At 71.5% G+C, this 17653-nt stretch carries 18 protein-coding genes; 5 read left to right on the forward strand and 13 right to left on the reverse strand.

The features are described 5' to 3' along the window. Positions 1-2: 2 nt before the first annotated feature. From ssuE to K377_RS42895, 4 genes are all read right to left on the reverse strand, one after another. The gene (ssuE, locus tag K377_RS32215) at positions 3-557 is read right to left on the reverse strand and encodes an NADPH-dependent FMN reductase (RefSeq protein WP_111667127.1); all 555 of its coding nucleotides are present in this window, start codon (positions 555-557) and stop codon (positions 3-5) included. A 59-nt stretch (positions 558-616) separates the two neighbouring features. Next, positions 617-1834, reverse strand: a complete 1218-nt coding sequence (locus K377_RS32220) for an acyl-CoA dehydrogenase family protein (protein WP_111667128.1) — start codon at positions 1832-1834, stop codon at positions 617-619. A 53-nt stretch (positions 1835-1887) separates the two neighbouring features. Beyond that, positions 1888-3006, reverse strand: a complete 1119-nt coding sequence (sfnG, locus tag K377_RS32225; protein ID WP_111667129.1) for a dimethylsulfone monooxygenase SfnG — start codon at positions 3004-3006, stop codon at positions 1888-1890. Between the two features lie 154 nt (positions 3007-3160). Beyond that, entirely contained in the window at positions 3161-3253 is a 93-nt protein-coding gene (locus K377_RS42895; RefSeq protein WP_371873965.1) for a putative leader peptide, read from the reverse strand. Positions 3254-3390: 137 nt separating this feature from the next. On the opposite strand from K377_RS42895, the gene K377_RS32230 reads away from it, so the two are divergent. Then, a complete protein-coding gene (locus tag K377_RS32230; RefSeq protein WP_111667130.1) occupies positions 3391-4326 on the forward strand; it encodes a LysR family transcriptional regulator in 936 nt (311 codons plus the stop codon). A gap of 67 nt (positions 4327-4393) precedes the next feature. Here the strand turns inward: K377_RS32230 and K377_RS32235 are convergent, their stop codons facing one another. From K377_RS32235 to K377_RS32250, 4 genes are all read right to left on the reverse strand, one after another. Beyond that, positions 4394-4798, reverse strand: a complete 405-nt coding sequence (locus K377_RS32235; RefSeq protein WP_111667131.1) for an FKBP-type peptidyl-prolyl cis-trans isomerase — start codon at positions 4796-4798, stop codon at positions 4394-4396. A 174-nt stretch (positions 4799-4972) separates the two neighbouring features. Next, positions 4973-5614, reverse strand: a complete 642-nt coding sequence (locus K377_RS32240; RefSeq protein WP_111667132.1) for a nucleotidyltransferase domain-containing protein — start codon at positions 5612-5614, stop codon at positions 4973-4975. A gap of 120 nt (positions 5615-5734) precedes the next feature. Beyond that, positions 5735-6889 carry a hypothetical protein gene (locus tag K377_RS32245; protein ID WP_111667244.1) on the reverse strand — a complete coding sequence of 385 codons (1155 nt, stop codon included), beginning with the start codon at positions 6887-6889 and terminating at the stop codon, positions 5735-5737. Positions 6890-7168: 279 nt separating this feature from the next. After that, positions 7169-8134, reverse strand: a complete 966-nt coding sequence (locus K377_RS32250; protein ID WP_111667133.1) for a pirin family protein — start codon at positions 8132-8134, stop codon at positions 7169-7171. A 165-nt stretch (positions 8135-8299) separates the two neighbouring features. On the opposite strand from K377_RS32250, the gene K377_RS32255 reads away from it, so the two are divergent. From K377_RS32255 to K377_RS32270, 4 genes are all read left to right on the forward strand, one after another. Then, positions 8300-8983 (forward strand): ABC transporter permease, encoded by a 684-nt coding sequence (locus K377_RS32255; RefSeq protein WP_111667245.1) that lies wholly within the window; start codon positions 8300-8302, stop codon positions 8981-8983. Beyond that, positions 8980-9654 (forward strand): ABC transporter permease, encoded by a 675-nt coding sequence (locus K377_RS32260; protein ID WP_111667134.1) that lies wholly within the window; start codon positions 8980-8982, stop codon positions 9652-9654. The genes K377_RS32255 and K377_RS32260 overlap by 4 nt, the downstream gene beginning before the upstream one ends. Continuing rightward, entirely contained in the window at positions 9651-10598 is a 948-nt protein-coding gene (locus K377_RS32265; RefSeq protein WP_111667135.1) for an ABC transporter substrate-binding protein, read from the forward strand. The genes K377_RS32260 and K377_RS32265 overlap by 4 nt, the downstream gene beginning before the upstream one ends. Positions 10599-10688: 90 nt before the next feature. Further along, entirely contained in the window at positions 10689-11873 is a 1185-nt protein-coding gene (locus K377_RS32270) for an FAD-binding oxidoreductase (protein ID WP_111667136.1), read from the forward strand. Between the two features lie 92 nt (positions 11874-11965). Here K377_RS32270 and K377_RS32275 read toward each other — a convergent pair whose 3' ends face one another. The 5 genes from K377_RS32275 to K377_RS32295 form a co-directional block, all read right to left on the reverse strand. Next, positions 11966-13129, reverse strand: coding sequence for an ABC transporter ATP-binding protein (locus tag K377_RS32275; protein ID WP_111667137.1), 1164 nt, complete (start codon positions 13127-13129; stop codon positions 11966-11968). 22 nt (positions 13130-13151) lie between these two features. Then, entirely contained in the window at positions 13152-13802 is a 651-nt protein-coding gene (locus K377_RS32280) for an LUD domain-containing protein (RefSeq protein ID WP_258395205.1), read from the reverse strand. Beyond that, a complete protein-coding gene (locus K377_RS32285; RefSeq protein ID WP_111667138.1) occupies positions 13799-15277 on the reverse strand; it encodes a lactate utilization protein B in 1479 nt (492 codons plus the stop codon). The genes K377_RS32280 and K377_RS32285 overlap by 4 nt, the downstream gene beginning before the upstream one ends. Next, positions 15274-16047, reverse strand: a complete 774-nt coding sequence (locus K377_RS32290; protein WP_111667139.1) for a (Fe-S)-binding protein — start codon at positions 16045-16047, stop codon at positions 15274-15276. The genes K377_RS32285 and K377_RS32290 overlap by 4 nt, the downstream gene beginning before the upstream one ends. Before the next feature lie 84 nt (positions 16048-16131). Continuing rightward, positions 16132-17574 carry a rhamnulokinase family protein gene (locus tag K377_RS32295; RefSeq protein WP_111667140.1) on the reverse strand — a complete coding sequence of 481 codons (1443 nt, stop codon included), beginning with the start codon at positions 17572-17574 and terminating at the stop codon, positions 16132-16134. Positions 17575-17653: the final 79 nt, after the last annotated feature.

Genomic DNA, 17653 nt, shown 5'->3' on the forward strand with positions numbered 1-17653 from the left:
GATCAGCCCGCCACGGCCAGCAGCGGCGTACGGCCGAGGGCCGCCGAGAACTGGTCGAGCACCTGCGTCAGGGCCTCGCTCGCGGCCGGTGCCACGGTCAGTGAACCGTCCTCGTGGGCGGTGAGGTCCTTGTCGAGCGTGAACCAGCCCTGGACGATGTGGCCGGCGCCCATCGAACTGAGCACCGGGCGCAGGGCGTAGTCGATGGCCAGTACGTGGGCCGTGGTGCCGCCGGTGGCCAGCGGGAGCACCGTCTTGCCGGTGAGCGCGTACTGAGGGAGCAGGTCGAGGAGTGCCTTGAGGACGCCGGAGAAGGAGGCCTTGTAGACGGGGGTTCCGATGACGACGCCGTCGGCGCGCGCGAAGAGTTCGGTGGCCTCGACGATCGCGGGATGCCGGAAGTCGGCGCCGAGCAGCGCGTCGGCGGGAAGGCTGCGGACGTCGAGCGGGATCACCTCGTGGCCCTGGGCTGTGAGACGCGCATCGAGGTGACGCAGCAGCTTCCCCGTGCGGGAGGAGGCGGAGGGGCTGCCGGAGACGGACAGGACGGTGGCCATGAGTGCCCTTTCGGATGGCCGGGGCGCCTCCCGCGCGGGCAGGCGCCCCGGGAGCGCGGTCAGGAGTACCAGGTGGGTTCGGGCAGTTCGCCGCTCAGGACCCAGCGGCCGACCTCGCGGCGCTTGTACGAGACCGGGTCGTGCAGGGTGTGGGTGCGCACGTTCCGCCAGAACCGGTCCAGGCCCTCGGCGGCGGCGGTGGAGCGGGCACCGGTGACCTCGAAGATGCGGCTGGAGATCTCCAGGGCGACGTCGGTGGCCCGAGCTTTGACCGCCGCCACCCGCACCTCGAAGTCGCCGCGCGTCCGCTCGGTGACCGCGTCGGGGTCGTCGTGCAGCGCTTGGCCCTCCGCGGCGACGGCGTCGGCCAAGGCCTCGACCGCCCACAGCTTCGCGGTGAGATCGCCGTAGACGTCGATGACGTACGGCTCGTCGACCGCCCGCTCATGGCCGCCGTGCAGCCAGGGCCGCGTCTTCTCGCGTGTGTACGTGGCGGCCGTCTGCAGCGCGCCGGCCGCGATGCCGAGGTAGAAGCTGACGAAGACCAGCTGGATGGTGGGGACGTTGAGGGTGTTGTAGACCCGTGGCCGGAACGTCTTGTCGACGTAACCGGCCGCGGAGGACCACGGGGCGCGGACCCGGTCGAGGCTGACGCCGCCGCTCTCGGTGAGCCGCTGGCCGATGTTGTCCCAGTCGTCGTGGAAGGTCAGCCCGGCGCTGTCCGAGGGCACGATCGCGAAGACGTGCTGCTCGGTGCCTTCGAGGACGCCCTCGAGGACGGTGACGTCCGAGATCCTGCTGCCGGTGGAGAAGGTCTTGCGGCCGGTGAAGACCAGGTCGTCGCCGTCCTCGGTCACGACGACGTCCGCGTCGCGCGGATTGACGGCCCCGCCGAAGAACCAGCGGTTCCTGGCGGCCTCGGCCTCCACGTGCTCCCATTGTTCGCGGGTGCCCACCAGGCGTGCGGCCCAGTTCCACAGGTAGTGGTAGCCGAGGAGCTGGCCGATGGAACCGTCGGCCTTGGAGACCTCGCGGACCACCCGGTACGCGGTCGTCCAGTCCTGGCCCGCGCCACCGTGCTCGGTGGGGCCGAGCAGAGTGACCAGCCCCGAGTCCTTCAGGAGCCGGACCTCGGCGTACGGGGTGGCGGCCGCGCGATCGCGGGCGGCGGCGTCGGTGGCGAGAACGGTGGCGACCTCGGCGGCGCGGGCGATCCACTCCTCGGCGGACCGCGGGGCGGGGCGGGCCTGCCAGTCGACGGACGGGACGGTGCTCATGGTGAAGGACCTCTTTCGCGGTGGGGTGCGCTGCGGAAGGTGGGGGGGGACGGTCAGACGGAGACGGGCGCGGACTCGTCCTCGCTGTCCGGGAGTTGGGACTCCAGCTCGCGCACCAGGGGCAGGACCCGACGGCCGAAGTACTCGACTTCCTCGTGGTAGTGCAGGAAGCCGAGGAGGAACAGATCGACGCCGAGCTTCTTGTAGGCGACGATCCGCTCGGCGATCTGCTCGGGGGTGCCGATGAGTCCGGTACGGAATCCGTCGTTGTACTGGACCAGGTCCTCGAAGGAGGAGTCCTGCCACATGCCCTTGCCGTCGGCGGCCGACCGGCCGGCCTGCTTGACCGCGTCGCCGAAGCCCTCGACGGCCTCGGTGTCGGCCTGGGCGACGATCTCGCGCAGGGTCTCGCGGGCCTCGGCCTCCGTGTCACGGGCGATGAGAAAACCGTTGAGGCCGAACTTCGGCGCCCTGCGGCCCGCTTCGGCGGCGGCCTTGCGGACGTCGTCGATCTGCTCGGTGACCCCGGCGAAGTCCTTGCCGTTGGAGAAGTACCAGTCGGAGACCCGCCCGGCCATGGCGCGGGCGGCCGTGGAGTTGCCGCCCTGGAAGATCTCCGGATGCGGACGCTCCGGCGTGTTCAGCGGCTTGGGCTTGAGGGAGAAGTCGCGCAGCCGGTAGAAGTCACCGGCGAGTTCGGTGTGGTCCTCGGTCCAGATCTGCCGGAGCGCGCGGATGAACTCCTCGGAGCGGCGGTACCGCTCGTCGTGCTCCAGCCAGGGCTCGCCCAGGGCGGTGAACTCGCCCTTGAACCAGCCGCTGACGACGTTGACCGCGAACCGGCCCTTGGAGAGATGGTCCGCGGTGGCGCCGAGTTTGGCGAGGACACCGGGGTGCCACAGGCCGGGATGCACGGCGGCGATGACCTTCAGCCGTTCGGTGGCCAGCAGCAGGGCGAGGCTGAAACTGGTCGACTCGTGCTGGAACTCGGCGCCGTAACTGGCCATGTAGCGGACCTGGCTGAGGGCGTAGTCGAACCCGTTGTTCTCGGCGAGGACGGCGAGTTCGCGGTTGTAGTCGTATCCCCAGTCGGTGCGCTGCTCGATTTTGCTGGTGACCAGGCCGCCACTGACATTGGGAACCCAATAGGCGAATTGGAGAGGGGCAGGCATACGGAACTCCTGTCGCGGAACGCTCGGAATTTCACACACGCCGAATTCGGCAGGCCGGCACGGAAGCCGGATTCAGGCGGTGTGCGGACAGCGCGGCACCCCGTGCGTGACGGTGACGGGTGCGGGCGCCGGGAAAGCGCGGCGGATCAGAGAATCAGGCCGCGGAGCCGTACGTGCGACAGGAGGCGCTGGAGACGCGAGCGAGGTCGACGTGGCGTCGCCGCGTGAGATCCAGTCGCTTCTTCATGGACTCGATGCTGGCAGCGGTCCACGAGAACCGTCAAGGAGAACCCGACCGGTTTCGTATCGTGGACCATTGAATTTCACGAGCCTGTGACAGGGAAACCCTTGCACGGCCCAGAAATCACCCCACATTCTGCTGGGATGCGGACCGAACAACTGGAATACATCGCGGCGGTCACCCGGCTCGGTTCGCTGCGCCGGGCGGCCGACGAACTGCGTCTGTCGCAGCCCGCGTTGAGCGAGACCGTCCGGAACCTGGAACGGGAACTGGGCGTCGACCTCCTGGAGCGCAAGCGGTCCGGATCGACGATGAGCGCGCAGGGCCGGGAACTGCTACCGCACATCATGAACGTCCTGGAGGCGCTGGACCGGCTCCGGGCCGCCGCCGGTGAGCAGCACCGGATCAGCCGCATGGTCCGGGTCGGCACGGTGAACGCGGCGACCGTACCGCTGCTCGTACCGGTGGTGCGGGACTTCCGCGCCACGCATCCCGTCACCCAGGTCGAGGTGGTCGGGGCGCAGCAGACCGAGATCCAACGCGCCCTGTCCGAAGGCGGCTTCGACCTCGGTCTCGTCAACCACCTGGACGGCGACGACGTGTCCGCCGGCCTGGAGACCGCCCGGCTTCTGCGCGGCCGGCCGGTCGTCTGCGTACACCCCGGCAGCCCGCTTGCCTCCCGCCCGGCGATCACGGCGGACGAGCTGCTCCGTGAACCTCTGGTCGCGATGCGCTCCGGTTATGTCATGCACCGTTTCGTGCACCGGCTCCTGGCGGGCCGTACCCCGGCCTTCGCGTACTCCACCGACGGCGCCGAGATGGGCAAGCTGATGGTCGCCGAGGGGCTCGGTGCCACGGTCCTGCCGGATTTCAGCGTGATCGGTGATCCCCTGGAGCGCCTCGGCCGGATCACCTACCGGCCGATCGCGGACGACTCCACACGCGTGCTGCTGATGCTCCAGCGCCGCAAGGGCGACTCGGTGCCGCAGGCGGCGCAGGATCTGTACCAGGGCTTCGTGGACCGGGCCAGGGAACTGAGCGCGGCCTCGGATACCGCCGCTTCCACCACGGGAGCATGACGTCCGGGGAGCTGAGGCACTGCCGCCGGCGGGGCCCGGCCGACGCCACATGGCGCAGGGCAGGCCGTCAGGCGTTGCTCCACCCGGAGGTGCTGGAGTACGAGTCGAGCAGGTCCACCACGAAGACGAGGGTCGAGCCCGCCGGGATCAGGGGGGACGGCGACTGATTGCCGTAGCCGAGACGCGGAGGAACGATGATCTCGCGTCGGCCGCCGACCTTCATCCCCTTCACTCCCCGGTCCCAGCCCTTGATGACCCGGCCACCGCCCAGGGCGAACTTGAACGGCTCCCCCCGGTCCCAGGAGGCATCGAACTCCTTCCCGGACGCGAAGGTCACCCCGACGTAGTGAACCCTGACCACCATGCCCGACCTCACCTCGGCCCCGTCCCCGACGACGAGATCCCGGATGGTCAATTCGCCCGGCGGGTCGCCCTCCGGAACGTCGACCACGGGCTTCGTCAGTCCACTCATCGCACCCTCATCACTCTCCACCGACTGCCCTCCGCACGGGCAGGCCGGACCCATGGCACCCCATGCGGCAGATGGACACGCTACCGGGGGTGCCGGATCCGCTCGGAGGTCACTCGCCACCGCCATCCGAGACGTCGACACCGCGCACCTCGAAAAGGCGCTGCTCCGCTCCGGCTACAGATCTGCCATCCAGTGATGCCCCGGGTGTACGAGGTCGAGCAGCTCTGCCAGGGTCTCGCGCTGAGCCATGGACATGTGCGGGACGGTCGCGTCGAAGTCTGACTGATCTTTTCGGCGGGTGGACTTGGCCTTGAACAGCAGGACCAGTTCGGGCGTCAGATAAGGGATGCCGTCTTTGGTGTGGTGGATGATCTCGCTGTAGGGAAGCCGGATCCTCCTGTCACGTCGGCAGATCCAGGTGTCGCCGTCGTGCGGCTCGCGGAACACGTCGAGCAGGTAGTCGCCGGTGGCTGGATCGCGGAGCCACGTCTGATGTACGGCGGCCAGCACCTCCGGTGCGGCGTCTTCCCAGATCCTGCCACTGCCTGCCCCGTCGAAGACGTAGCCGGGGAAGCGCTGGCGGACCTCGGGAAAGCTCGCGGCCGGAACCGCGATCTCGATGTCCCCGTGCGCGCGTGTCCGCCTGCCGCGGAAAAGGTCCAGCGCCCAGCCCGCGGCCACGCACCAGGGTGTGCCGATCCCGGCCAGCCGCTGCGCAACCTCACTCGGGGTCCAGCAAGAAGACCACCGGGCGTGGAGGGCTTCGATGTCACCGGGTGCCAGCTCGAAGCCGCCACTGGGCAGTTGCTCGCTCACCGCAGGAAGCTATCGGTCTGGGTTCCGGGGACGTGGGGCGTGGGGGACCACAGCGGGCGAATGCCGATGCCCCTGACCTGCACGCGCCGATAACGTTCCGGCAGCTTGCGTTGAGCGCCGTCAGGCCGGCTGGGCCTGGGGTGAGGGCGGGGTGGACGGGCGTGTGCGGGTCCGTAGCCGCAGCGTCAGGGCGCCCGCGCAGCCGGCGAGAGTGCCGAAGACGATCGCCGCCGACACTCCGGCCCCCACGGACGTGTAGTAGAGCAACGGCCCGCCGGTGCTGGCCTGGTAGGAGAGGAGCGAGCTCCACAGTCCGTTCAGCACCACGCCCAGAGTCGTGGCGGCGACGGCGCCGAGGGTGTACGCGGGAAAGGTGACATGGTCGAGCAGTGCGGGCAGGAGGCGCAGACCCCACCAGACGAGGGCGAGCAGCACCACGTCGCCGAGCCGGTACAGCACCCATCGTCCGAGGCCGGAGCCCGTCGGCATGGTCCAGGCGCCGAGCTGGATCCACTGCCGCAGCAGATCACTCGGCTCGGACAGCCGCCCGGCGCCCGTGAATCCGGTCTGGACGTGTCCCGCCACCCGGTCGTTGGAGAGCACGACGAGGGAGAAGGCGACCACGGCGGTGCCCAGGGTGGCGGCGAGCCGGGCGATGGCCGCGTCCGGGGCGTCGGTCGAGGCGTCCGGCCTCGGCGACGCCGTCGCCCCACGCTTCAGCAGGGCCGTGAGCCCGACCGCGGCCGCGGCGGCGACCAGGGCCGCGCCCACCGGCACTTCGCGGCCCTGGGCCATCTCGCTCGCGAGCCTGGGCAGCAGCCGGAACGAGGCGGAGCCGCCGGACGCGACCATCCAGGGCGCCGACACCGTCACGGCGAGCACCGCCGCGACGATGCCCCAGCCCCACAGCGCCGCCACGGCGACCGCCGCGCGCCCGGCGCCGTTGCCCGAAAGCCGCCGCAGCAGCGGCACCGCACCGCACGCGAAGAACAGGACGAGCGCGACGTACCGCACCCGCACGGCGGTCTCCCGCAGAGCCGCGTAGTCCGCACCCCGGCCGGGCGCGCCGGCGGGATCGGTGAACTGGCCCGACGCCACCGAGTCGGTCGACCACGGAGTCGTCCACGCTCTCAGCCGAGCCACTTCGTCGGGCCCGAAGAACCGCGCGGCGCCCGGCAGACCGAGGGCGTGGGCACTTGCTCCCGCCCACCACAACAGCCCCGCCAGCAACAGCGCTCCGAAGATCGCCGGCACAAGCGCACGCCGATACGTCATCATCCGTCCCCCCAGTCCCCCGTCCGCCCGCACGCGCGGGCGCTCATCCGCGCGGACGGCGGATGCATGACAACGAGGTCAGATGTACCAGACACGAAAGGTCTGGTCCATGTGCGAAGGGCCGACGGGTCGTCAGGATGCCCGCCGCCTCACACGCTGCGGGGGTCCTGCCGGTGGCGCGGGCGCTCGGGCCGACGGCGCTGGGCAATTCGGCGGAGGCGGAGCAGGGAACGGCCGGTCACCAAGATGTGTGGAGCCTTCAGCGTGCGGACAGACCGTTCAGCGCACTCGCCCCCGGGGCTTGAGCGGAACAGCCGGCAGCCCAGGCGCATCCAACCGTCCCCCGTCGTACCCCTTCACCTCCCCGAACCGCGACCCGCTCATCCAGTCCTCCCGCGCCTGCGTGATCTCGTCCTGGTTGCGGCCGATGAAGTTCCACCACATCACCAACTCCTCCTCGAACGGCTCCCCGCCCAGCAGCATCAGGCCCGCGTCCGACGCGGCCCGGACCGGGAGTTCGGTGCGGCCGCAGCCGAGGTAGAGCATCGAGCCGGGGAGGAGGGGGACGCCGTCGACGTGGGTCTCGCCCGACATCGACAGGACGGCGTACTCGAAGTCCGGCTCCAGGGGGACGCGGACGTCGGCGCCGTCGGAGAGGGACAGGTCCGCTCCGACGAGCGGGGTGTACGTCGTGCCGGGGGAGACCGAACCGTCGAGGGAGCCCAGGACGACCGTCGCGGTGAGGCCGGGGGCCGTCGCCGTCGGGAGGGACGCGTGGTGCTCGAAGTGCGGGTCCGTGTGGCGGTGGGAGTCGGGGAGGGCGACCCACAGCTGGGCGCCGTGCAGGAAGCGGGCGTGGGAGGCCGGTGACTCCTCCGAGTGGGAGATCGCGCGGCCCGACGTCATCAGGCCCAGCTCGCGGGGGCGGATCGTCTGGAGGCTGCCGGTCGAGTCGCGGTGCAACACCTCGCCCTCGTGCAGCCACGAGACGGTCTGCAGCCCCATGTGCGGATGCGGCGGGACCTGCATGCCGGGCTCGTCGGCGATGTCGTCCGGGCCGTAGTGGTCGACGAACGCCCAGGCCCCGACCATCCGGCGGCCCAGGTTCGGCAGCAGTCGGCGTACCTCGGTGGACTCGCCCAGCTTCACGTGCCGTGGGCTGAGGAGTTCGCGGACCGGTTCCGCGACGACGAAGCCGCGGCCGCCGCACACCGAGGGAACCGCCTCGCGATCAAGATTGCTCATGCCCGACAACCTAGCCCCGCTCCCGTGCCGCGTCAGTCGGGCGGCCGGAAACCGCCCCACCGGACGCCGCATGGCCCGTACGGGCCATCCCAGCGCGCCGAGTCCGGCCCGGGCCACTGGAATGGTCGAGTGCCCTTCGTGATCGCAGTGCCGGCGGCGACCGCGGTGTCCGATGCCCCGCCGGACGACTGTCTCGCCCGCAACGAATGGATCTGCGGGGAGTACGTCAGCACGCGCCGCCACATCCTTGTCGACGCCGTGCTCCAGCATCTGCAGATCACCGCCGTGGCCGTGGCGATCGCGCTGGTCATCGCCGTTCCGCTGGCCGTCGTCGCCCGGCGCTGGGGCTGGGCCGCCGGGCCCGTGCTCGCCCTGACGACCGTGCTGTACACGATTCCGTCGCTGGCCATGTTCTCGCTGCTGCTGCCCGCCTACGGGCTGTCCGCGACCCTCGTCGTCGCCGGGCTCGTGCTGTACTCCCTGACGCTGCTCGTCCGGAACATCCTCGCCGGACTCCGAGCCGTCCCCGAGGAGACCCGGCAGGCCGCCCGGGGCATGGGATACGGCCCCGTCCGGATGCTGCTCACCGTCGAACTGCCGCTCGCGCTGCCCGCCGCCCTGGCCGGTCTGCGCATCGCCACCGTGTCGGCCGTGTCCCTGGTGACCGTCGGCGCCATCGTCGGCTACGGCGGGCTCGGGAACCTCATCTACTCCGGGATGAACACGTACTTCAAGGCGCAGGTGCTGACCGCGTCCGTGCTGTGCGTCGTCATCGCCGTCGTCGCCGATCTGCTGCTGCTCTGGATCGGACGGCTGCTCACCCCCTGGACGAGGGCGGGATCCGCGTGAAGACCCTCACCGACGCCTGGAACTGGCTCGCCGACCCGTCCCACTGGTCGGGCGACGACGGCATCTGGCACCGGCTACAGCAACATCTGCTGCTCACCCTGGTGTGTCTGGTCGTGAGCTGTCTCATCGCGCTGCCCGTCGCGCTCGTCCTCGGGCACCTCGGGAAGGGCGGGGCGCTCGCCGTCAACATCTCCAACGTGGGGCGGGCCGTGCCCACGTTTGCCGTCCTCGTCCTGCTCCTACTCACTCCGCTCGGCCGGTACGGAGAGGGCCCGACCGTCGTCGCCCTGGTCCTGTTCGCCGTACCGCCGCTGCTCACCAACGCGTACGTGGGCATGCGCGGCGTGGACCGCGGCGTCGTACGGGCCGCCCGGGGCATGGGCATGACCGGGCCGCAGATGCTGTGGAAGGTGGAGGTGCCCCTCGCCCTCCCGATGATCATGAACGGGGTGCGGATCGCCGCCGTGCAGCTCGTCGCCACCGCGACCATCGCCGCCCTCGCGGGCGGCGGCGGGCTCGGGCGGATCATCACCGCCGGGTTCAACCTCGCCAGCACCCCGCAGGTGGTGGCGGGCGCGGTGCTCGTCGCCGGGTTCGCGCTGATCGTCGAGGGGCTGTTCGAGGTCGCCGAACGGCTCGCTCCGGCCTGGACGCGGGGGAGGGTCGGATGAGGCGGCCGCGGTGGTGCGTCGCGCTGGTGGTGGGGGTGGCGCTGCTCGCCGGGTGCGGCGGCGGGCCCTCCCTGGAGAGCCAGGGGGAGGTGACCGCGCCGCCGGGGGACAGCAGCCATCTCGTGATCGGGTCGGCCGGGTTCACCGAGAGCGACCTGCTGGCCAACATGTACTCCCTGCTGCTGAAGAACGCCGGGTACGGGACGGAGATCCTGTCCGTCGCCAACCGAGAGCTCTACGAACCCGCTCTCGAATCGGGGCAGATCGACGTCGTCCCGGAGTACGCCGCGACCTTCGCCGACTGGCTCAACGCCAAGACCAACGGCGCCGACGCGAAGCCCGTCGGCTCGCCCGACCTCGACGCCACGATGAAAGCCCTGCGCACCCTCGCCGCGCCCCGCGGCCTCATGGTCCTCGACCCGGGCCGGGCCGTCGACCAGAACGCCTTCGCCGTCACCGCCGCGTACGCGAAGGAGCACGACCTCAAGACGCTCAGCGACCTGGGCGCCTCCGGACTCAAGGTGCGGCTCGCCGCCGGTGACGAGTGCGTGCAACGCCCGTACTGCGAACCGGGGCTGAAGAGCGTCTACGGCATCGACATCACCGGCATCGACCCCAAGGGCGTCGGCACCACCCAGTCCAAGCAGGCCGTGCAGAACGGACAGGACCAGATGGTGCTGACCACCAGCACCGACGCCACGCTCACCGACTTCGGGCTCGTCCTCCTCAAGGACGACAGGCACCTCCAGAACGCCGACTACATCGTTCCCGTCGTCAACCGGTCCCGGGCGGGCAGCGACAAGGTCGCCAAGGCGCTCGGCGCCCTCAACTCCGTGCTCACGACGGACGACCTGGCCTCCCTCAACCAGCAGGTCGACAGCTGGCGGCGACTGCCCGAAGACGTCGCGCGCACCTATCTGGAAGACAAGAGACTGTTGAAGTAAACCGGTATCAGGCGGGTGTGCGGTGGCCGGATCGGGGCATGCGGAACGGCCACCCGCCCCTCCTCGAGCACCGGAAAACGGGGGACACCGATGAACCGAGTCGTTGTCGTCGGCGCGGGCGTGCTCGGCGCCTGCGTCACGTACCACCTCGCCCGCGCGGGCGCCCACGTCGTCCTCGTGGAGGGGGCGCCGGGGCCCGCGGCCGGAACCTCCGGCGCGACCTTCGCCGCCGACGTCACCCACCTCAAGACCCCGTACGCGTACTACCGGCTGAACCGGCAGGGATCCGAAGGGCACCTGCGGCTCGCCGAGGAGATCGGCGGCCCCCGCTGGCGGCATCCGCTGCCGCTCGTGCAGTGGGCGGACGACGAGGACGGGCAGCGGGCCCTGCGCGAGAGGACGGGACGGGCCCGGGAGTGGGGCCACGACTGCCGGCTCGCGCCCGCCTCCGCGCTGCGCGATCTAGCCCCCGCCGTCGACCCGGCCGCCTGTCCCGCCGACGAGATCGTCGTGCACAGCGGATGCGCCTGGTTCGACGCGCCCCGGTTCGTGCGCGCGCTCCTCGCCGCCGCCCGCCGCGGAACCGTCGAGACGCACTACGGGGCGCCGGTGGCCGGCCTGTTGCGCGACGGGGAGCGGGTCACGGGCGTTCGGGCGGGCGCGCGCACCTGGCACGCCGACACCGTCGTCAACTGCGCGGGCCCCGGCGCCGACCGTGTCGCCGCCCTCGCCGGGGCGCGGCTGCCCCTGCGACAGGTTCCGGGCCTGATCGCGACGAGCGGGCCGCTGTCCGGGCAGCCGCTCACCGCGATCCTCTCCGTGCCGGGTCTCGACCTGCGGCCCACCGCCGACGGCGGGGTGCTCGCGCTGTCCTGGGAAGTCGACGCGCGGCTGCGAGGGGCCGCTGACGGCCTCCCGCAGGAACTGCACCGGCGCGCCCGCGACATCGTCCCCGGGGTCGCGGGCGCGCGGATCGCCGACGCCCGGATCGGGATCAGACCCGTACCCCTGGACGGGCTGCCCCTGGTGGGAGAGGCGCCCGGGGCGCCCGGCCTGTACCACCTGGTGTCGCACAGCGGCGTCACCCTGGCCCCGGTCCTCGGCCGGCTCGCCGCCCGGGAGATCACCGGCACAGGACCCGTGCCCGAACTGGCCGGCTACCGGCCCGACCGGACGATCGCCAACACCGTGCACGACGAGAACCTGATCTCCATGAACCGGCGCGGCGCCCGCCCGGCAGCCCGCCACGGAAGCAAGCGTCAAGCTGAGGTCTAGGGTGAGAGTTACCCGGGGTCGGCCGTGGTCGGCCGGGGTCAGTCGTGGCCAGTCCTGGCCAGTCGGGGTCAGTCGTGGTCAGTCCGAAAGGATCACGCGTCCGCGACCGAGTCGAACGTCACCTCGTCCCGCCCGATCCCCTGCGCGTCGGCGTCGACCGACCGGCGCAGCGCCTCGTGCAGCTTCGCCGGGGTCAGCACCCCGAGGAAACGGGAGCCGTCGAGCACCGCGACCCAGCCCGCGTCGTGCTGGAGCATCACGCCGAACGCCTGCTTGAGCGGGGCGCCCACCGGAACCCAGGCGTTCATCCGGTGCGCGAGATCGGTGACCCGGCCGTCCTGCCCGGCCAGCGCCGCCTCGTCGAGCCCGACCCAGCCGTGCAGATCTCCCTGGGCGTCCAGGACGACCGCCCAGCGCGCGCCCGACTCCCGCATCCGGGCGGCCGCCCGGTCCGCGGACTCGTCGAGCCGGGCCACCGCCGGCTGCTCCAGGTCGTCCGGCTCGATCCGGGTCACCGACAGCCGCTTCAGACCGCGGTCCGCGCCGACGAACTCGGCCACGTACGGCGTCGCAGGGGTGCCCAGGACCGCGCCCGGGGTGTCGAACTGCTCGATGCGCCCCTGCCCGTACACCGCGATCCGGTCGCCGAGCCGGACCGCCTCCTCGATGTCGTGCGTGACGAGAAGGACCGTCTTGCGCACCGCGGCCTGCATCCGCAGGAACTCGTCCTGCAACTGTTCGCGCACGACCGGGTCGACCGCGCCGAACGGTTCGTCCATGAGGAGGACCGGCGGATCGGCCGCGAGCGCGCGGGCGACGCCCACCCGTTGCCGCTGACCGCCGGAGAGCTGCTCCGGGTAGCGGTCGCCGTACGTCGACGGGTCGAGGCCCACCAGGTCGAGCAGCTCGGCGGCGCGCGCCCGCGCCTTGGCCTTCTTCCAGCCGATCAGGGCGGGGACGGTCGCCGTGTTGTCGAGGATCGTGCGGTGCGGGAAGAGGCCGACCTGCTGGATGACGTAGCCGATGCGGCGGCGCAGCTTCACCGGGTCGACCGTCGCGATGTCCTCGCCGTCGACGTAGATGCGGCCCGACGTCGGCTCGATGAGCCGGTTGACCATCATCATCGTCGTGGTCTTGCCGCAGCCGGACGGCCCGACGAGCGTGACCAGTTCGCCCTCGGCGACCTCGAAGGAGAGGCCGTCCACCGCCGTCGTGCCGTCCGCGTACCGCTTGGTGACCTGATCGAACCGGATCATGGAGTCACGCTAACCGCGCCGCTCAGTCCCCGCTCACCAGGATCACCTCCAGGGTGCGCGGCCCGTGCACCCCCTCGACCCGGTCCAGCTCGATGTCGCTGGTCGCGGACGGTCCCGAGATCCAGGTCAGGGGACGCGTCGGGTCGAGCCGTTCGAGGGCCTGCGGGACGGCGGACACGACCTGGTCGGGGACCCGGACAACCACGATGTGGTGGTCCGGGACGAGGGTGATCCGGCGTCGGCCCTGGTCGGGGGAGGCGTCGAGGACGATCGTGCCGGTCTCGGCGATCGCGACGGCGCAGCTTGTCACGACACTGTCGACCGCGTCGAGTTCGGCAGGGGTGTCCGACTCCTGGTCGGGGACCCGGACCGCGTCGACGGCCGCCACCCAGCGGTCGGGGAGCCCGGACGGCACGACGACGTGCTGTGACCCGTGCCGGGTGAGCAGCGCCGCCAGCGTCTCCGCCAGTTCCCCTCCCATGCACCGGTGCACGATCGCCCGATAGTCCGCCAGGTTCTCCGCGAGCAGATCGACCGTCTGCTCGACGGTCCGCTCACCGTGCTCGCGCAGATAGCCGCGGTCGACGTCGGTGTCGTACGCGGTCGGTGGCGCGACGGGTCCGCCGAGCGCCCGCCTGACCCGGCCCAGGATCACGTCCCTGCTGCTGCTCACTTGCCCGCGTCCTTTCCGCCGTCGGTCCGCTGCCACCAGTCGCGGAAGGGCTCCGCGGGGATCTCGGGGAGATCCCGGGTCGCCGTCCACGCCCGTCCCGGGCCCGGGAGCGTGCGGGGATGGAAGCGGCGGGTGCGCGAAGCCAGGCGCTGGCCGGTGGCGAGGGCCGCCGGATGGGTGAAGGCCCAGCGGGCGGCACGCATCGCGGCGCGCTCCGCCGCGTGCCCCTTGGCGGGCTTGAGGGTGACCTTGGCACCGCGCCGGGTCACCTCGCCGCCCTGCACGACCCGCTCGCGCAGATGGACGAGGACCTCCGGGATGTCGATGGCGACGGGGCAGACCTCGTAGCAGGCGCCGCAGAGCGAGGACGCGTACGGCAGCGAGGCGTCGATGTCGCTCCCCGTGCCGCGCAGCTGCGGGCTGAGGATCGCGCCGATGGGGCCGGGGTAGACCGAGCCGTAGGCGTGCCCGCCCGCCCGCTCGTAGACCGGGCAGACGTTGAGGCAGGCGGAACAGCGGATGCAGCGCAGCGCCTGGCGGCCCACCTCGTCGGCCAGGGTGTCGGTGCGGCCGTTGTCGATCAGGACCAGGTGGAAGGTCTGCGGGCCGTCGCCGTCCGTGGTGCCCGTCCACATGGACGTGTACGGGTTCATCCGCTCGGCCGTCGAGGAGCGCGGCAGCGTCTGGAGGAAGACCTCCAGGTCGCGCCAGGTGGGCACGGTCTTCTCGATGCCGACGACCGAGATCAGCGTCTCGGGCAGGGTCAGGCACATCCGGCCGTTGCCCTCGGACTCGACCACGACCAGGGTGCCCGTCTCGGCGACCATGAAGTTGGCGCCCGAGATGCCGACCTTGGCGCGCAGGAACTTCTCCCGCAGGTGCAGCCGGGCGGCCTCGGCGAGTTCGGCCGGGGTGTCGGTGAGCCCGTCCGGCGCCGGGCGGCCCCAGCGGCCCATCTCCTTGTCGAAGATGTCCCGGATCTCGCCGCGGTTGCGGTGGATGGCCGGGACCAGGATGTGCGAGGGGCGGTCGTCGCCGAGCTGCACGATCAGTTCGGCGAGATCGGTCTCGTAGGCGTGGATGCCCTCGGCCTCCAGGTGTTCGTTGAGACCGATCTCCTGGGTGGCCATCGACTTGACCTTGACGACCTCCGACTCTCCGGTCTCGCGCACGAGACGCGTGACGATGCGGTTGGCCTCGTCGGCGTCGGCGGCCCAGTGGACGGTGCCGCCCGCCGCCGTGACCGACTCCTCCAACTGGACCAGATAGTGCTCCAGATGGCGCAGCGTGTGGTCCTTGATCTGCTTGCCGGCCTCGCGCAGCAGCGCCCAGTCGTCGAGTTCGGCGACCGCCCGGGCCCGCTTGTCGCGGATGGTGTGGGTGGCGTGCCGCAGATTGGCGCGCAGGGTGGTGTTCCGGACGGCGTCGTGCGCGGCCTTCGGAAAGGCGGGCATGCCGAGATATGTGCCGCTCATGACAGGGGGTCCTCCTCGGTGCTCGCCAGGATCTCCGCGATGTGCACCGGCCGCATGCCGACCTTCAGACGCGACATCGTGCCGCCGATGTGCATGAGGCACGAGTTGTCGGCCGCGCAGAGCGTGTCGGCGCCGGTGGACTCCGCGTTGCGGACCTTGTCGGTGCCCATCGCCGCCGACACGTCGGAGTTCTTCACGGCGAAGGTGCCGCCGAAGCCGCAGCACTCCTCCGCCCCCGGCAGCTCCGCCAGCTCAAGTCCCCTGACTGCCTTGAGGAGTTGGGTGGGCCGGTCGCCGAGGCCGAGCGAGCGCAGGCCGTGGCAGGTCGGGTGGTACGTCACCTTGTGCGGGTAGAAGGCGCCGACATCGGTGACACCCAGCACGTCCACCAGGAACTCGGTCAGCTCGTACGTCTTGGGGATCACCGGCGCCAGCACCGCCGCGAGCCGCTCGCCGCGGCCCTCCGCACGGGCCCGTTCTCCCATGCGCGGGTACAGCTCGCGCACCATCGCCGCGCACGAACCGGATGGCGTGATGATTGCGTCGTAATCACCGGAGGCGATCCCCGGCCCGAAGACATCGGAGTAGTGCCGGGCCAGCGGCTCGGCCTCGCGGCGGTACCCGGTGTTGTAGTGCGGCTGTCCGCAGCAGGTCTGGGCGGCCGGGAAGTCCACCTCCACGCCCAGTCTGGTCAGCAGTTTCACCACGGCACGGCCCGTGTCCGGGTACAGCGTGTCGTTGACGCAGGTCAGGAAGAGCGCGACACGCATCGTGGCCCCTTCGGTCGTCGGTGCGGCTCGGTCATCGGATGGGTACAGCGGATGCGTGCAGCGTACGTGCTCGCCGGTTGCGGGTCACGAGGTGGTGACCCGGACGTGTGCGGCCGTCCACGCCGCCCGGTCGCCGCGCGGCTCGTAGCGGGTCAACGGCTGCGTGGCGGCGAGGAGTTGCCGCATCGCCGGCAGATCGCCCACGACACCGTCAGCGCGCGCCTGCACGAGGACGTTGCCCAGCGCGGCCGCCTCTGCGGGGCCCGCCACGACCGGCAGGCCGCAGGCGTCGGCGGTGAGCTGGCACAGCAGCGCGTTGCGGGCGCCGCCGCCGACGATGTGCACCACGTCGACCTCGCGGTCCGCGAGCCGCGCCGCGTCCATGACGGCCCGCCGGTGGGCGAGGGCCAGCGAGTCCAGGATGCAGCGGGTGGTCTCGGCGCGGGTGCGCGGCTCGGGCTGGCCGCTCGCACGACAGGCGGCGGCGATCCGGCCGGGCATCCCACCGGGCGCAAGAAAGTCGCTGTGCCCCGCGTCCACGACCGAGCGCAGCGGCTCGGCCCGGGCGGCCGCATCCAGAAGAGCCGTGACATCCGGTTCCTGCCAGTCGCGTTGGCACTCCTGGAGCAGCCACAGGCCCATGATGTTGCGCAGATAGCGGACCGTGCCGTCGATGCCCAGCTCATTGGTGAAGTTCGCCGCGCGGCTCTCCTCGGAGCGAACGGGCACGGTCAGTTCGAGGCCCGCGAGGGACCAGGTCCCCGTGCAGATGTAGGCGAAGTGCGGGGTGGTGGCCGGCACCGCCGCCACCGCCGACGCCGTGTCGTGCGAGGCGACCGCCGTCACCGGGACGGGACCGGTCAGGCCGGTCTCCGCCAGAACGTGCGGCAGGAGTTCGCCGGCCGGATCCCCCGGACGGCGCAGGGGCGGGAAGAGGCCGAGGTCGATGCCCGCGCGGGCCGCCACTCCGTGCGCCCAGTCCCCGGTGCCCGGGTCGATGAGCTGGGTGGTGGAGGCGTTGGTCAGCTCCGTGCCCGCCTGACCGGTGAGCCAGTACGTGAGGAGGTCCGGGATCAGCAACAGCTGTTCGGCGGCTCGGAGTTGGAAGGTGTCGCGGGCCGCCGCGAGCTGGTACAGGGTGTTGAACGGGGCGTACTGGATGCCCGTGGCCGCGTACAGCTCGGACGGCGGGATCGCCGCCCAGACTCGCTCCGCGATGTGCTCCGTGCGGGTGTCGCGGTAGTGGAACGGATTGCCGAGAAGCCGCCCGTCGGCGTCGAGCAGGCCGTGGTCGACGGCCCAGCTGTCGATGCCGAGGGAGCGCACCGGGCCCGCCGCGCGCAGCCCGTCGAGGACACCCGCGTACAGGGCGAGGATGTCCCACTGGAGGGCGTTCCCGGTGCGGACCGGGCGGTTCGGGAAACGGTGGGACTCCGTCAGGGTGAGGGTGTCGGGGGTGACCCGGGCGGTCATGACGCGGCCGCTCGACGCGCCCAGGTCGACTGCGGCGTAGGGGAGTTGGGGCATGTGTGGGCTCCGGGAGGTACTGGGGCGTGGTGCCGGGGTGGGTGGGGAGGCCGGTGCGGGGCGATGGCACCCCGGCCTC

Source organism: Streptomyces sp. PsTaAH-137 (assembly GCF_003259365.1).
GTDB lineage: Bacteria > Actinomycetota > Actinomycetes > Streptomycetales > Streptomycetaceae > Streptomyces.